Source organism: Hoyosella rhizosphaerae (assembly GCF_014643175.1).
GTDB lineage: Bacteria > Actinomycetota > Actinomycetes > Mycobacteriales > Mycobacteriaceae > Lolliginicoccus > Lolliginicoccus rhizosphaerae.
Genome location: NZ_BMJH01000002.1, coordinates 219,080 through 234,101 on the forward strand (window position 1 = coordinate 219,080; position 15,022 = coordinate 234,101).

Consider the following 15,022-nt stretch of genomic DNA (forward strand, 5'->3'; position numbering starts at 1 on the left):
CATCGAAAAGCCTGCGTTGGGCGATGCGTTTTTCTGCACAAGCGGGCATCGCTTCTGGCTATGAACAGCAGTCAAGGCCTGGGCTTAGGAGCCGTATCGTCGAATCTTCACATGTGCCAGATCTCGGCAGACATCGGTCGTGCCGCAGGAACCCAGACTGAACACGGGTGAAGCGTCCGAAAACGACGATACCCGGAGGTGACGGCCTCCGGGTATCTATCGGTTTATCACTATTAACGCGATGCGTTGAAAACTGTCTGCGAGACAGTTGGTGTTGCTGAGCTAGACAGTCGTGCGAGCGCGGGTCCGAGCCTTGCGGCGCTTCAGTGCGCGGCGCTCGTCTTCGCTCATTCCTCCCCATACTCCAGCGTCCTGTCCGGACTCTAGAGCCCACGAGAGGCATTCAGGTGTTACTGGGCAACGGTTGCAAACAACCTTTGCCTGTGCGATCTGAGCAAGAGCGGGTCCGCTGTTTCCCACTGGGAAAAATAGTTCCGGATCCTCGTCACGACAGACCGCCCTATGGCGCCAGTCCATTGTCGGTACTCCTTACTGGGGGTGCGGCACACGGGGGCAGGCGTGCGACACGCCGTTGTTGGTCGAAAATTAACTCACGCTTAGCCACATTGTTTCCGCGTTGTTAACAAAATGTTGTCACGATATCTGTGGAAGTCAATAGTTTTCCGAGATGCCGTAACGTAAGTCACTAAGCGGCGGTGGTGTGGCTTGCTGTGGTGTGGCTAACGGTCTTGGCTGCAGGTCAAGGAGAGAGCGATTTTCATCACTCTTCTATTTCTACGCCCGGACTATCTAGTGTGCGGCAAATCGGGCAGATTTGCTACCAAAATCCGGTGGCGGTATGTGACTGTGTGCGGATTCACAACAGGTAATCAAAACCCACTGGGGTGATCACTCAGGTGGCGCCATCACATCGATCATGTCCGAGACGGCGTGAAACGTCACAGTCTGGCGCATGCCGATGTAGTCGCCATCGACTTGTAATCCCGTAGGCCGGGATGCCGACACCGTCACAGTTGGCACATCGTCCACGCGAACCAATTTCTTGTGGCGCGGTCCGTCTTTTGCAAAAACTATCTGGCGCGCTACGCGAAGGGTTGCGATCCAGCGGGCCGATTGCATAGCAAAGATTCCCAAACCGGAGTTGTAGTCAACGCCTGGGTTGGTGACGACGGGCCGCTCATCAATGTAAGTCCACGGACTCGCGTTTGAAATGAATGCAAAGTAGACATCCGAAAATGTTTGACCGCTAGGAACGGTCACAGTCAATGCCGGTTCCAATTTGCGCTCGCGCATAAATGTTCGGATTGTCGATCGAATATATCTGCCAGGGCTTGCTGTTTTACCGCGTGCGCGACCCTTTTCAACGGCCTTGACCACGTGGGCGTCGAGACCAACACCAGCGTTGAAGAGGAACCATCGACCGTCGCAGTGTGCGAGCCCAATCCTTCGGTGTTGGCGGCGGCGAACCAGATCAATGAGTTGGTTTACCGCATCAAGTGGTTCTGCCTCTATTCCAAGTGACCGCGCGAACACATTTGCAGATCCACCGGGAATGACGGCCAATGTGGGTACCGCACCGACGGGGAGTGACCGCAACAGTCCTTCTTGGGGAGCGCCCAGAATGCCATTGACAACTTCGTTAACTGTGCCATCGCCGCCGTGGACGATAATCAAGGGGAAACCCTGAGCTGTTGCTTCGGCCGCGAGTTCCGCGGCGTGGCCGCGATACTGGGTGTGCTCGAGGCGGACGGAAAGCGTGCTCGAAAGCGCATGCCCAATGAGGTCTCGACCGGACGGGGTCGTGGAGGTCGCGTGAGGGTTCACGATCAACATGGCGCGCACGGTGTGTCAGCCTATCGTGTCGTGGCGCTTTACACGTCAGCGCCATAGCTGCGAGGCTCAATTCTTCGGTAGCCCTCATGGCGCGTTGGGGTCCTGCTCGAATATCCTGTGGACGTGCATGCGACATCAGGGCATCCAGTGCCCAATGGAGACCAGGAAAATTGGGAACCACACCGTAGTGAACCACATAGTGCTAGCGGCAGCAGTGCGCTGTCTGTGCCAGTTGGGATCCGAATTGCGGGTGCCATTGTATTCACGCAGGGCGTGGTGTGTTTGGGTCTCGGGGTGTGGTTGCTATTGCGAGCAATTGCAAATACAGGCGATGAAGCGACATTCGGCTACGCGCTCGCTTCGTGGTTCTTCCTTCTCGGTGCCGCTGTTGGGGCTGGTGGTGCCGCACTATTTGTCGGTCGACGCTGGGGGCGCGCGGTAGCGATTGTTATGCAGCTGCTTTTGTTGCCTATTGCGGTGTCGATGTTCAGTGGTTCCCAGCAGTTTTTGTGGGGATTCTTGCTCTTTGGCGTTGTTATTCTGACGTTTGTTCTGATGTTGACCGGTAAATCTAGTGAGTGGATGAACGCCGAATAATTCTGCCTGGTGAAATTGCCAGGCAAAACGCCGCTAACGTCCTCGCTTATCACCAGTTGATCCGGCACGATGAGGCTTGTGACCAGAGTTCTTGCAGTAGCGAACCAAAAGGGTGGGGTCGCCAAGACCACCACAGTGGCGTCGCTCGGCGCGGCGCTCACCGCGATGCAGCAACGAGTGTTGATTGTGGACCTTGACCCGCAGGCGTGTTTGACGTTCTCGCTGGGGCATGACCCCGATCATCTCGAAGCGTCAGTCCACGACGTCCTCATCGGTGCCCAAAAGGTGGGAAATGTCGTTGTAGAGACGTCCGATGGTATGACTCTGCTGCCCGCAAACATTGATCTTGCTGGAGCTGAGGCTCTATTGCTCATGCGACCAGGCCGCGAGTTCACCTTGCGGCGAGCGTTGGACACGGCGACGAGCGAGTACGACATCGTGCTTATCGACTGCCCTCCGTCGCTGGGCGTGCTGACATTGAACGGGTTAACTGCGGCCGACGCAGTGATCGTTCCGTTGCAGTGTGAGACTCTTGCTCACCGTGGGGTAGGGCAACTGCTCCGCACGGTAACTGAAGTTCAGCAGATTACTAATCCTAATCTCGCCCTTCTTGGTGCGTTGCCGACGCTGTACGACGCTAGAACGACACACAGTCGCGATGTTCTTGCTGATGTCTCGGATAGGTACGGATTGCCTGTTCTTGCTCCGCCGATCCCGCGCACGGTGCGGTTCGCGGAGGCATCGGCCTCCGGTGCCACGATTCTTGCGGGGCGGAAAAACAAGGGTGCCGACGCCTACCGGGCGTTGGCTGCGAACTTGCTTGACCATTGGCAAAATGGCGCTGAACTGAATACTTTCGCACCATACGGCGACTAGGTTTAGTCCGCTTCCGAAGTTTCGGCGGCCAGCGCTACCAGCATGTTGTCTCGCTGCTCGATAACGACGCCTCCGACGGTCGCGAGCCGGATTAGGCTAACGTCTTTGTCGCGCTCCACGTCGATGATGTTCCGGACAAGCCCCGTTGTTGTGTCGACAACAGCGATGCCGCCCTCGACTGGCACGAACAGCGATTGCTTCACCAATGTTGGCGTTCCCACGGCATTGGGGATTGCCCAGAGCGGTTGATAGTCCCTTGGCGACAGCACCACTATGTCGGACCCGGTGAACCAATACGCAACATTGGAGATGGGGTCTGTTGTGGTTCCATCCATGCGGTCGGGGACAATTGCGCCCAACTCTGTGGGCGCGGCGTCGTCAAGGCTCGGGGCAATCGCCAGAGACCGTCGCGCAAGCTGTTCAGCGTCAGCATCAAAAACTACAAGTTCCGGCGTAGCGCCTGGAACGTAGATTGCGACGGACTGCGCGGTGGCCGTCACGATGTGTGCCCCGGAAACTCCAGGTACCTCACCAAGTACGGAATCAAACCGTGTGAGGAGGGCATTGCCAAACTCTTCTGGTTCACGGAAAGTTTCTGGTTGGCTAGCTTGCATGATCAGCCGCTCACCGAGGTCGTCCGGGCACTGAACGATGACGGCTAATCGGCTGCGCGACAATTTAGCATCGCGGATCTTGCAGCCGGATCGCGGTTGGTGATCACGGCCGATGGGGGCGCTTACACGGCCGAATTCAAGCGTTCGCACCATGTCGGAACGCCAGACTTCAAGCCGTGAGGTTCCGAATGCGAGAAAGTTGGTCCCGTCCGCAACCACCTGGATCGGATTGTCGGCCTCACTTGTGCGTTGAGGCCCTCGATGCCCGGTAGTGGGGTCCAGGCTCGTGACTTCGTCGCAGCCGCGCCTACCGGCATAGACAGCGACCATTCTGTTCCATACCGTTGCCGCCCCGCACACCGGCGTATCGCGGCTATAAGCCCACGCCGCCGTCCCGTCGGACGGGTCGTGCCCACGAACAGTGCCTTCCACAACGGAGATCACGGCGCCTTGTGCCGTCAGGGGTGGAATCGAGGCAGAGTGCTCGGTACGCCACAACTCATGGAGCGAATCAGAGTCGAACAGCGATTGCTTTGCCGTTGTCTCTTCGTATGTCTCCGTCAGTGGTTCTGACGCAACCTCGGACGTAACTCTGCGACTGTCGCTGGTGAACCAGACAGCCGCAATTGCTACTAGCGTGGTGACAAGAAGTACGGCGACAACAACGAGATCGCCTCTACGCCGCCGTTCGGGGGCAACCATTACGTACCATTCGGCGCAGGGCGCTCGTTTCCGATCATGGGTCGTTTACTGCTCCGCTGTGGGCGAGGCGGCCGTTGACCCGGACTGTGGCGAGGCGTTCTCGCTCGATGCTCCACTCCGCCTGCGTCGACGACGGCGCGGTGCGTCGCTTTTTTCCCCTGATGCACTCGGTGAGGTCTCAGGTGAGTCGGGAGCGCGTTTGGCGCCACGAGTGCGTTGCCGTTTCCGTCCGGCTGGTTTCTTGGCCTTGGCTGGAGCGGCTGGCGCGTCACCGGTCGCCGTTTCCGTCGAGCTCGTGTTGCTGGCTGCGCGTGCCGGGATTGATACGCGTCCCGTTGCGTCCCGAGGAATATTGAGATCCTCAAAGAGGTGCTCGGACGTTGAGTATGTTTCGACAGGCTCAGGAATGCCGATACTTAAGGCAGCGCTGATGGACTTCCATCGCTCAGAGTCTTCCCAGTCCACCAGCGTAATCGCGATGCCGGTGCGCCCTGCACGTCCGGTTCGGCCAACACGGTGCACGTAGGTGTTTTCGTCGTCGGGGCAGTGGTAGTTGATCACGTGCGTGACGTCGTCAATGTCGATTCCGCGCGCTGCGACGTCGGTTGCGACCAAGATGTCTACTTTGCCGCTGCGAAACGCTTTCAGTGCCTTTTCTCGTGCTACCTGGTTGAGGTCGCCGTGGATTGGGCGGACCGAGAACCCGCGTTCGTCGAGGTCTTTGGTGAGCTGATCAGCCTGGCGCTTCGTGCGAGTGAAGATCATCGCAGCGCCACGATCACGTGCCTGGAGTACCCGCGCGACAAGCTCCAGTTTGTCTAGTGAATGCGCTCGGAACACGAATTGCTTCGTACGGTCGTGCACTGCTTTGGAGTCAGTTTCCTCTGCCCGAACGTGGGTGGGCTGACGTAGGAAAGTACGAGAAAGCGTGATGATAGGTCCGGGCATCGTTGCCGAGAACAACATCGTTTGTCGTTGCTCGGGCACTCTGCTGAGCAATTTCTCGATGTCAGGGAGGAAGCCGAGATCGAGCATTTCGTCTGCCTCGTCGAGGACAGCGACACCCACTCCGGTGAGCACGAGGTGGCCTTGGGAGGACAAGTCGAGCAGACGTCCCGGTGTACCTACAATGACGTCCACTCCGGCGGAGAGTGCTGAAGTTTGCTCCTCGTACGGGCGCCCGCCGTAGATCGCCTGTACGCGAATGGTGCGTGGGTTCTCTGCAGTGCCCGCAGGGACGTACTTACTCGCCGACGTCAGGTCTTTCGTGACCTGAATGCACAACTCGCGTGTCGGTACCACAACAAGTGCGCGCGGTGTCCCGTCGAGTGGTGCTGCCCCGGTCGACACGCGATGCAGTAGCGGAACGCCAAAGCCGAATGTTTTACCCATCCCTGTGCGGGCTTGGCCGATGAGATCACTCCCACTCAAAGCGAGCGGCAGAGTTAGTTCTTGGATCGCGAATGTGCGTTCGATTCCTTGCTCGTGCAACGCGCGAACTATCTCCTCCCGAACACCAAGCTCTGCGAAACTGGGTGTCAGGTGCGGCGCAGTTAACGCGGCAGCGTCAGCAATAACAGTCTTTGACGAATCGCCGGTCGTTCCGGCATCACTGTCATGTGTAAAGGTGCTCAGGATGTGCCTTTCGGTTATGGCCGGTTCGTACCCCCGACGGTCCCGGTGTAGGCCCGACACGGCTGTGCGGAGTTGATAAGCAACTCGACACTGCAGCCGGGGCGCACAGGATAGGGCACGGGGGGATCGGCCACTATTTTTTGTCTCTCTCACCACATCGTAGCCGCAGTTCCAGCAATGTACGCCGTTAAATGTTCGTCCTAACCCTGGGCGAGGGTCGCTGAGGGCACAACAAAGGGCCTCTGTGACTGATTTGCATTGGCGCTATGTCGGCGGCGAATCGGGAGGTTTCGCTAGCAGCGCAGCCGCTAAGGGCTGTTGCGGGTGCGACATTCGCTAGCCTTGCATGAATAGGTGAGGCGCCTTGCCGGTTGTGCTCGCACATGCAGGGACAACAGTGATCGGAGGACAGCGTGGAGGTCAAGATCGGGATCGCCGACAGCAGTCGGGAACTCGTCGTCAATAGCACCCAGTCGGTGGACGAAGTGGAGAAGCAGGCGCGTTCTGCATTCGAAGAGGGTGGCAACTCGACGTTCGAGCTAGTCGATGAGAAGGGGCGGAAGTTCCTGATCCAAGCCAACAAAATTACGTACATCGAGATTGGGCCAGCGGACTTTCGCAAGGTAGGTTTCGCTGCGCTGTGAGATTTTGGCGCTGTGAGATTACGGCGCTCTGAAAGAGTTGCGCTGTAACAGCGCACCGTAGACCGCAAGACTGTGTTTGATGTGTGGGCGCTTCCAGCCGAAAGGCGTGGGGCGCCCACACATCGTTTGTAGCAATGCTGCGGCGGACTGTGCCGCGTCGGACGTTAGTTTTCCCGCGACGCCGGAGTCCGCTGGTAGGGAACGTGGGACAACCCACCCCAAGCCAGTGAGACCGTTGTTTCCACCGCATCGGACTTGCTGATGGGGCGCTGCGCCTCAAGCCAATAGCGGGCATTAACTTGCGATATTCCAACAAGGCCGACCGCGAGCATGCGAGCCCGGTAGGGATCAAGACCCGAGTCATGGCTCACGAGGTCAAAGACAGCATCGACGCAGGCTTCCGAGGCTTGCTCAACCCGAACTTGCACAGACGGGTCGCTCAGCGCGTCGGATTCAAAAATCAACCGGTAGCCCTGGGTGTCGTTGTCTACGAAGTCGAAAAAAGCTTGCACCGCTGCGCGCAACCGTTGTTTATTGCTCGTGCTTGACCGCAATGCCTGGCGCACGCCGGAGATCAGTTTTTCAACATGTGACTCGAGAACGGCGAGATACAACTCAAGCTTGCTTGGAAAATGCTGGTAGAGCACAGGTTTGCTGACGCCCGCACGTTCGGCGATGTCGTCCATCCCGGTTGCGTGGTACCCCTGGCTCGCGAAGATGTCGCTTGCGGAATCAAGAAGTTGTGCCCGTCGAGCCACACGAGGAAGTCGTGCGTTGCGCCGAGGCCGCGAGAGGCCGATTCCAGAAATCGAGTCTTGCGTGGCTGCTGGTGACGCCGCTGACGTTACTGAGGCGGCTCGGATCGGTCCGCGTGCTGATCGAACGTCAGTTTTTTGTCCGTGCGACGGCCGGATCGGGTCGGTCACCGTGTCTTCACCGCCTTCCTCACTCAATGCACAGCGCCAGTTGTTGGCGAGCGTTATTTCTTAGAACGAACACTACCCGCACTAAGTTGTCGAATTAGCCTATGACGTTGGACACTGTTGGTGAAACAGTCGGTCGCTGCGGATGTACGGTTGTGGCGTTTCCGGGTGAAGAAGCCGGTCCGGCGTGGTAGCGGGATGTGCGGTTGTAACTGTGGAATTGTGTATAGCTGACGGAACCAGAGCGCGTCACTAGGGGGACAGCGGGCTACATCATGAGTACGCGTGGAACACGACGCCGCGTTAACGGTGTGCAGAGATTTTTCGCAACCTATGGTTGGCGAGCCTACGCTGTACCACTGCTGGTGCTAATGCTGATTGTGTCTGTATCGCAATTGGTGCAACCGACAGGCGACGAGACTAGCGCTGACGGCACGGGTCTAGCGAGTGGCCTGAGTGTTGTGGACCGGGATTCGCAACGTGATCGCGGCTATCCCATGCTCGACGGTGGTGTCCGAAGCCTGCACGATATGCACGATCATCCCGACATTCACGACGACGATGGCAGCATCGGTACGCCACCTTCGTCGAGCGGCGGTTTTGATCCGAATCTTCCGGCGGGCACCTTGCCTGCGGGTGGGTCATTTACTACGGATGGCTCAGGCGACTGGCGCATTGTGCCGGGTGGAACTGAGCACGTCGGTAGTCCGGACGGTCGTACCTTCCGCTACACCGTGGAGATTGAGCATGGCGTAGACACCACCAGCTATGGCGGTGATGAGGCGTTCGCTCGGATGGTGGACGAAACATTGGCAAACCCGAAAAGTTGGACGGCGGATCCGCGTTTTGCGTTTCAGCGGATTTCTGATCCCGCGGACGGTGTTCCAGATTTCCGGGTGTCACTCACATCTGCCATGACAGTGCGCGAGACTTGCGGGTACACGATTCAACTTGAGGTGTCGTGCTACAACCCACTCATTGGCCGGGCAATCATCAACGATGCTCGATGGGTCCGTGGTTCTACGTCTTTTCAGGGCGACATTGGGTCGTACCGTCAGTACGTGATTAACCATGAGGTGGGCCATGGAATTGGCTACCCAGATCACGTTCCTTGCGAGGTTGACGGCGGTCTAGCAAACGTAATGATGCAGCAGACCCTCAGCACTGCGAATAATGACATCGCGGAACTTGACCCCAACGGGGTGGTGCCGCCAGACGGGTTGGAATGTAGGTACAACCCTTGGCCCTACCCCCACGTTGAGTGATGCTGCGGTGAATCCCACCCCTACTCCGCACCGCGGACTTCCACCCCTCGTGGGTGAGGGCTCCGAGCTGACCAAAGAAGAAATTGGCCGGTATAGTCGGCACCTACTCATCCCAGGTGTTGGGGCTTCTGGTCAGCGACGTTTGCGTAACGCCCGGGTTTTGGTGATTGGTGCCGGTGGCTTGGGTTCCCCTGTGTTGATGTATCTCGCGGCAGCAGGTGTGGGGACGATCGGTGTTGTGGAGTTCGACACTGTTGAGGTGTCGAACTTGCAGCGGCAAATCGTGCATTCCGAGTCGGCAGTGGGTACTCCTAAGGGGGACAGCGCTCGGTCAGCAATTCGTGCCCTGAACTCTGGTGTTGAAGTGCGTTGGCATGATGTGCGCTTGAGTTCGCGCAATGCCGTCAACATTTTTCGGCAGTACGACCTCATCATCGATGGAACAGACAACTTCGCGACGAGATACCTTGTCAATGATGCGGCCGCGTTGGCTGGTAAGCCATATGTGTGGGGCGCGATTTACCGTTTTGAAGGCCAAGTGTCGGTGTTCTGGGAAGCCGCTCCCTTCGGTCTGGGCGTGAACTACAGGGATCTTTTCCCTGATCCTCCAGCGCCCGGGTCGGTGCCGTCGTGCGCGGAGGGGGGCGTGTTCGGTGCGTTGTGCGGCACCGTGGGGTCCTTGATGGCGACGGAGGCGATCAAGCTGGTTACCGGCGCGGGGGATGCGTTGCTTGGACGCGTCTTGATTTACGACGCATTAACGGTGTCGTTTCGCACGATCGGCATTAGGAAGAGCACCCGCGCTGAGGCCATCACGGAACTAGTTGACTACGACGTTCTGTGTGGTGTTACTAGCACACCGGTTCCGGTGGAGTCGGAGATCAGTGCGCGTGCGCTCGCGGATTCGCTGAACCGTGGTGAAGACGTGGCGCTGATTGACGTTCGAATGGAAGGGGAGTGGGAGATTTCCCGGCTCCCTGGAGCTTCGCGAGTCCCGTATGAAGACTTCATCTCAGGCGAGGCTTTGGGGCGTTTGCCTGTTGATAGGCCCATTGTGCTGTATTGCAAGACTGGTGTGAGATCAGCGGCGGCGCTGGCACGCCTACATGAGGCAGGAGTGGCGTCGGCGCGACATTTGGCAGGCGGGATCGAGGCGTGGGTCGCCGATGTTGATCAGACGCTTGCCCAGTACTGATTTCCGTACTTTCGCAGTTGATAGCTAACAATCTGTCTGTGTTTGTAGACACGGCGGCTTAGCTCCCTGATTACAGACCCATATCGCGGTACGTTACCGACCGTGAGTTCCGTCCCGCCTCCAGAGCATGTGCGCTCCACGTTTGGTCTGCGCGAAATCGAACCTGTGTCGCTTGGCGACGATTGGGACGGGGGTTGGCGGCTAAATAATGTGGTTCTGTCGCCAGTGGGTGACCACGCCCGTGCCGCCTGGTCCGCGAAGGTGCGCGAATCGCTGTCTGTTGATGGTGCGCGGGTGGCAAAACCTGTGCGCGCGACAGACGGACGGTACGTCGTGTCAGGGTGGCGAGCCGACGCCTATATGGAAGGTTCTCCTGAACCTCGCCATGACGAGGTTGTCTCCTTGTCGGTGCGGTTGCATGCCGCGCTCGCCAGGCTTGAGAAGCCTCGTTTTATTACCCAGCCTCCTGTTGCCCCGTTTTCGGATATCGATGTTTTTGTTGCGGCTGACCGCGCTGCTTGGGAACCGGTACCGCTGAGGGATCCGCGACGGACTGGTCTGCTTGATATGTCGAAACCTGAGATCGAGAAAAGCTTGGATCTGCTCAAGCATCTCGGTGAGCAGCGTAAGCCCGTGAATTTGCCGGGCCAGCTTGTGCACGGTGATTTGTTTGGCACGGTGCTCTTCGCGCAGACCGAGGCGCCAGGTATTACGGACATCAACCCGTATTGGCGCCCGGTCCCGTGGGCGGCAGCGGTTGTGGTGGTTGATTCTTTGTCGTGGGGTGGTGCCGACGAGGGATTGATTGAACGCTGGGATGCCATGCAAGAGTGGCCGCAGATGCTGTTACGTGCGTTGATGTTCCGTGTGGCGGTTCATGCTTTGCATCCGCGTTCGACATCATCGGCGTTGACTGGTCTGGAGCGCACGGCCGAGCAAGTGTTGATGCTCCTTTAGATTTCGAGCTGGTCAAGCAGACTGGTGAGGAAGAGTTGCGCCTCGCGACTCGCGCGTTCTGGGTCGCCGTCGATGATGGCGTGCACTAGTCGGGCGTGTTCGGTGTCGTAGTGTGGGTCTTCTTCATCAGCGTGTTCTTGGACGTGTGCGTAGATCGCGGAGCTGATGACCGGCAGGATTGAGTCGTAAAACTCTAAGTAGAGGGCGTTGTGGCTGGCGGCGACGATGGCTCTGTGGAGTTGCACATCAACGTCGATCGACTCTTGCTGTTTTCCTTGAGCGGCGAGTTCACTGCGTTGGTGAAGCAACCGGGTGAGTATCTCGATGTCTTCGGGTGTGCGGCGTCGGGCTGCTAGGGCGGCGGCGGTGACGTCTAGGGCCTGTCGTAATTCGAGGACGTCGCGTTCGGCGGATGCTGCGAAGTGCTGGGATAGTGCGCCAGACACTGGGGATGCGGAGATGACGTAGGTCCCGGAGCCCTGGCGTCGCTCGAGCATCCCTGCGTGGACTAGTGCTTGGACGGCTTCTCGTACGGTGTTTCGGCCGGTTCCTGTGAGCTCAGTGAGTTCTGGTTCCGTGGGGATTCGTTCACCGACGTTCCATTGACCCGAGGTTATTTGTTGGCGCAGCATGTCGGTGACTTGGGTGATCAGGCTGTGCCGTTGCACGTGTTGCACCGTGTTTTCCTCCGTGGGTATGCCGTATTCGACGGTTATGCGCGGTTGTGCGCGTGTTGTGTCTAACAATACTGTTGCCGCCAAACATCTATTCATCCTATGATTCGATGAATTAGTTGTTGAGTGAGGTGAAACCGCATGCCACCCTTCGTGCCAGTCCAGTCCATCGAGAGCGCCAGCGTTCCCGTACTGGAAACACGACGAGCGCTGTGGTCGGGCCGTCTACTCGTGTTTTTCGGATTGATCCTCGCGGCATTCACCCTCAGGCTTGCGGTCACGTCGTTCACGCCACTGCTCTCCGACATCGGCAACGACATCGGATTCGGCCCAGTGATGGGTGGCGTCTTTGGAATGGCAGCCCCCGCGATGTTCGCCCTCGCGGGCATAACAGCACCGTCGATCATGGTGCGAATCGGACTCGAACGCACAGCGCTTTTGTCGGTAACACTCAGCACAATTGGGCTCGCGACCCGGTCCACCATGTCGGACGTCTCTTCAATGCTGCTGTTCACCGGTGTCGCACTCTTCGGCATGGGGCTCGGCAATATCGTTCTCCCGCCCTTGGCCAAGCGATATTTTTCCGACCGAATCGCACTCATGTCGACCATTTACATTAGTTTCGTTCAACTCGGCACTGTCGTCCCAGCGCTCCTGGCTATTCCGGTTGCGGACGCTGCTGGGTGGCGCCTCTCCCTCGGCATGTGGGCACTCGTTACATTCGCTGCAATCCTCCCGTGGGTTGGTCTCGCCCGTTCGGCGCGACGCAACAATGTCACAGTGCACGACACAAAGGGTGCCTGCGGGCCCCTGTGGCGATCACCAATAGCATGGGGTCTAGCCATGATGTTCGGGATGACGTCGCTGTTTACGTACGCATTCCTCACCTGGTTGCCAACATTGCTCATGGACGCAGGAATCGCCCGGGCTACTGCGGGAACCATGCTGGGGGTCTTTATTCTTTCTGGGCTCGCCTCCGTCATGGTTGTGCCCACCATCACCACCCGGATGAACAACCCATTCGCGCTGGCAGCTGCAAGCATGATCGCAATGGTGGCCGGGATGGTGGGCCTACTGCTCTTCCCGATGACAGGCACAATTGCGTGGGTCATCCTTCTTGGGCTTGGTCCGTCGACGTTTCCCATGGCGTTAACGCTGATTAACCTGCGCACCCGGACGTCCAGCGGTGCTGCAAAACTCTCGGGGTTCACGCAGGGCGTCGGGTACTCGGTGGCATGCATGGGTCCGTTTGGTTTCGGGTTGCTACATGAGATGTCAGATGGTTGGGCTTTGCCCCTGGGGATGCTTGGCGTCGCAGTTGTGGTGCTCATCACGGGCGCGTATCACGCATGCAAGCCCCGGGTGATCGAGGACACTTTAAGCCCGCAAGTCGCGACTGGTTGATACGTCGCCGAAACACGCATTTAACGCTCACCGTGCACTATTTACGCAGGTGAGGAGATTTTGATGGTGCAGTCATCCACGGCAGCACCATCGCAACACCAAATGCATACATTGAGGTCTCCACGCTAGGAAAGGGGACCGCGATGACGCTCATAAGTGACAAACCGGCCAATGACGACTCGTCAGTAGTTGCTGAAGCTGTGCAGGCGCCAAAGGGCGGCCGGTGGATCGACCACTGGGAGCCCGAAGACCCAGAGTTCTGGGAGACCACTGGAAAGAAGGTTGCCCGACGCAACCTCTGGTTCTCCGTCTTCGCTGAAAACATTGGTTTCAGCGTGTGGGTCCTGTTCAGTGTCCTCGTCACCCAAATGGGTAACGCAGGGTTCGCTTTCATGCAGGGGGATCAAGCCGTCAACAACGGCCTCATCCTGGTTTCAATCCCGGTACTTGTGGGTGCAGCAATGCGTATTCCTTACACATTTGCCGTCACCACCTTCGGTGGGCGAGCGTTCACCACATTCAGTGCCGGAATGCTCCTCATCCCGACCCTCGGGCTTGCAGTAGCGTTCACCCAGCCGACCACCCCGATGTGGGTTTTCATGATCCTGGCGGCGTTGGCCGGTTTCGGTGGCGGAAACTTCTCCTCGTCGATGGCTAACATCTCCTTCTTCTTCCCAGAGTCGAAAAAGGGAGCAGCACTCGGAATCAACGCTGCCGGTGGCAACCTCGGTGTCGCCGTTACACAGCTGGCGATTCCACTCGTCATCGCGTTCGGACTATTCCTCTCTGCTAGCGACCCCGCCGGCTACCGCTTCGCCTTGGTTCTATCGTCGCTGTTCTGGGTTCCTTTCATCGTGGCCGCTGCACTTGGTGCCTGGTTGCGGATGGACAGCTTGAGCAACGCCAAACCAGACGGTGAGTCGTACGCGCTTGCCATGCGCAACCGCAACACCTGGATCATGGCGTTCCTCTACATCGGCACCTTCGGATCATTCATTGGGTTCTCCTTCGCCTTCCCAACACTGATCCGCGCCAACTTTCCTGACCTACAGAACATCGGAATCATGGTGGCTCTTGGAAACCTGGCGTTCCTCGGCGCACTCGTTGGTTCATTCTCACGGCCGTTCGGCGGATGGCTTGCCGACAGAATTGGCAGCGGCGCCCGGCTTACCGCGCTGGTCTTTGTGGGGCTCGCCTTCGGCGTAGCAGCGATTATGGCCTCGCTGGCAATCGGTAGCTTCGCGCTATACCTACTGTCGTTCATCGTGCTGTTTGTTATCACCGGCATCGGTAACGGGTCGACCTACCGCATGATTCCCACCATCTTCGCCGCGAGCGCTCGGAGCAACGCGGAAGCTAATGGGCACAGTTTTAAGGAAGCAACTGCTTCAGGAAAACGCCAGGCTGGCGCAGCTATCGGCATGATCGGCGCAGTCGGCGCCTTCGGTGGCTTCATCCTTCAGCAAGCACTCCGACTTTCCAACGTCCACCTCGGCACCATGGCGCCCGCGTTCTGGGCATACGCCGGCATCTTCCTTTTGATGGCGGGCGTGACCTGGTGGTTCTACCTACGCACTTCGTTCGCAATTTCGCGAGCGCCAAGCATGGCCTACGCGCAGGCATAGGTCCCCAATTATCCGCGACCACTCGTGCACGTGCCGCGTGGTCGCGGTTTCGGAGGT

14 protein-coding genes are annotated in these 15,022 nt (G+C 58.3%); 8 read left to right on the forward strand and 6 right to left on the reverse strand.

Going from position 1 to position 15,022, the window contains the following annotated elements; genetic code table 11:
- Nucleotides 1-282: 282 nt before the first annotated feature.
- Together IEW73_RS09205 and IEW73_RS09210 are read right to left on the reverse strand one after the other, a co-directional pair.
- Entirely contained in the window at nt 283-537 is a 255-nt protein-coding gene (locus tag IEW73_RS09205) for a WhiB family transcriptional regulator (RefSeq protein WP_188673650.1), read from the reverse strand.
- A gap of 372 nt (nt 538-909) precedes the next feature.
- Nucleotides 910-1,863: a diacylglycerol/lipid kinase family protein gene (locus IEW73_RS09210; protein WP_188673652.1), complete on the reverse strand. Its 954-nt coding sequence runs from the start codon at nt 1,861-1,863 to the stop codon at nt 910-912.
- Between the two features lie 216 nt (nt 1,864-2,079).
- Here IEW73_RS09210 and IEW73_RS09215 point away from each other — a divergent pair, with 216 nt between their 5' ends.
- On the forward strand, nt 2,080-2,451 hold the full coding sequence (locus tag IEW73_RS09215) for a hypothetical protein (protein ID WP_188673654.1): 372 nt from the start codon (nt 2,080-2,082) through the stop codon (nt 2,449-2,451).
- A gap of 78 nt (nt 2,452-2,529) precedes the next feature.
- The gene (locus tag IEW73_RS09220) at nt 2,530-3,327 is read left to right on the forward strand and encodes a ParA family protein (RefSeq protein WP_188673657.1); all 798 of its coding nucleotides are present in this window, start codon (nt 2,530-2,532) and stop codon (nt 3,325-3,327) included.
- 2 nt (nt 3,328-3,329) lie between these two features.
- Here IEW73_RS09220 and IEW73_RS09225 read toward each other — a convergent pair whose 3' ends face one another.
- Nucleotides 3,330-4,643, reverse strand: coding sequence for an Rv3212 family protein (locus IEW73_RS09225; RefSeq protein WP_188673660.1), 1,314 nt, complete (start codon nt 4,641-4,643; stop codon nt 3,330-3,332).
- Between the two features lie 45 nt (nt 4,644-4,688).
- Nucleotides 4,689-6,278 carry a DEAD/DEAH box helicase gene (locus tag IEW73_RS09230; RefSeq protein WP_241012317.1) on the reverse strand — a complete coding sequence of 530 codons (1,590 nt, stop codon included), beginning with the start codon at nt 6,276-6,278 and terminating at the stop codon, nt 4,689-4,691.
- A gap of 413 nt (nt 6,279-6,691) precedes the next feature.
- On the opposite strand from IEW73_RS09230, the gene IEW73_RS09235 reads away from it, so the two are divergent.
- On the forward strand, nt 6,692-6,922 hold the full coding sequence (locus IEW73_RS09235) for a DUF3107 domain-containing protein (RefSeq protein ID WP_188673663.1): 231 nt from the start codon (nt 6,692-6,694) through the stop codon (nt 6,920-6,922).
- A gap of 164 nt (nt 6,923-7,086) precedes the next feature.
- Here the strand turns inward: IEW73_RS09235 and fasR are convergent, their stop codons facing one another.
- The gene (gene fasR, locus IEW73_RS09240) at nt 7,087-7,731 is read right to left on the reverse strand and encodes an HTH-type transcriptional activator FasR (RefSeq protein ID WP_229675952.1); all 645 of its coding nucleotides are present in this window, start codon (nt 7,729-7,731) and stop codon (nt 7,087-7,089) included.
- 494 nt (nt 7,732-8,225) lie between these two features.
- Here fasR and IEW73_RS09245 point away from each other — a divergent pair, with 494 nt between their 5' ends.
- From IEW73_RS09245 to IEW73_RS09255, 3 genes are all read left to right on the forward strand, one after another.
- Nucleotides 8,226-9,110: a DUF3152 domain-containing protein gene (locus IEW73_RS09245; protein ID WP_229675888.1), complete on the forward strand. Its 885-nt coding sequence runs from the start codon at nt 8,226-8,228 to the stop codon at nt 9,108-9,110.
- Nucleotides 9,111-9,117: 7 nt separating this feature from the next.
- Nucleotides 9,118-10,305 carry a molybdopterin-synthase adenylyltransferase MoeB gene (moeB, locus tag IEW73_RS09250; protein WP_229675889.1) on the forward strand — a complete coding sequence of 396 codons (1,188 nt, stop codon included), beginning with the start codon at nt 9,118-9,120 and terminating at the stop codon, nt 10,303-10,305.
- 102 nt (nt 10,306-10,407) lie between these two features.
- Nucleotides 10,408-11,262: a TIGR02569 family protein gene (locus tag IEW73_RS09255; protein WP_188673672.1), complete on the forward strand. Its 855-nt coding sequence runs from the start codon at nt 10,408-10,410 to the stop codon at nt 11,260-11,262.
- On the opposite strand, the gene IEW73_RS09260 is transcribed toward IEW73_RS09255, so the two are convergent.
- Nucleotides 11,259-11,939 (reverse strand): FadR/GntR family transcriptional regulator, encoded by a 681-nt coding sequence (locus tag IEW73_RS09260; protein ID WP_188673674.1) that lies wholly within the window; start codon nt 11,937-11,939, stop codon nt 11,259-11,261. The two genes, IEW73_RS09255 and IEW73_RS09260, sit on opposite strands and share 4 nt — an antisense overlap.
- A gap of 138 nt (nt 11,940-12,077) precedes the next feature.
- Here IEW73_RS09260 and IEW73_RS09265 point away from each other — a divergent pair, with 138 nt between their 5' ends.
- Both IEW73_RS09265 and IEW73_RS09270 read left to right on the forward strand, forming a co-directional pair.
- Nucleotides 12,078-13,340, forward strand: a complete 1,263-nt coding sequence (locus IEW73_RS09265) for an MFS transporter (RefSeq protein ID WP_188673677.1) — start codon at nt 12,078-12,080, stop codon at nt 13,338-13,340.
- A 143-nt stretch (nt 13,341-13,483) separates the two neighbouring features.
- Entirely contained in the window at nt 13,484-14,965 is a 1,482-nt protein-coding gene (locus IEW73_RS09270; protein WP_188673679.1) for an MFS transporter, read from the forward strand.
- The last annotated feature ends 57 nt before the right edge of the window (nt 14,966-15,022 follow it).

Coding starts and splice junctions, on each gene's coding strand:
- IEW73_RS09265 (WP_188673677.1), top strand. CDS start 12,078: ATGCCACCCTTCGTGCCAGTCCAGTCCATCGAGAGCGCCAGCGTTCCC.
- IEW73_RS09270 (WP_188673679.1), top strand. CDS start 13,484: ATGACGCTCATAAGTGACAAACCGGCCAATGACGACTCGTCAGTAGTT.
- IEW73_RS09225 (WP_188673660.1), bottom strand. CDS start 4,643: ATGGTTGCCCCCGAACGGCGGCGTAGAGGCGATCTCGTTGTTGTCGCC.
- IEW73_RS09205 (WP_188673650.1), bottom strand. CDS start 537: ATGGACTGGCGCCATAGGGCGGTCTGTCGTGACGAGGATCCGGAACTA.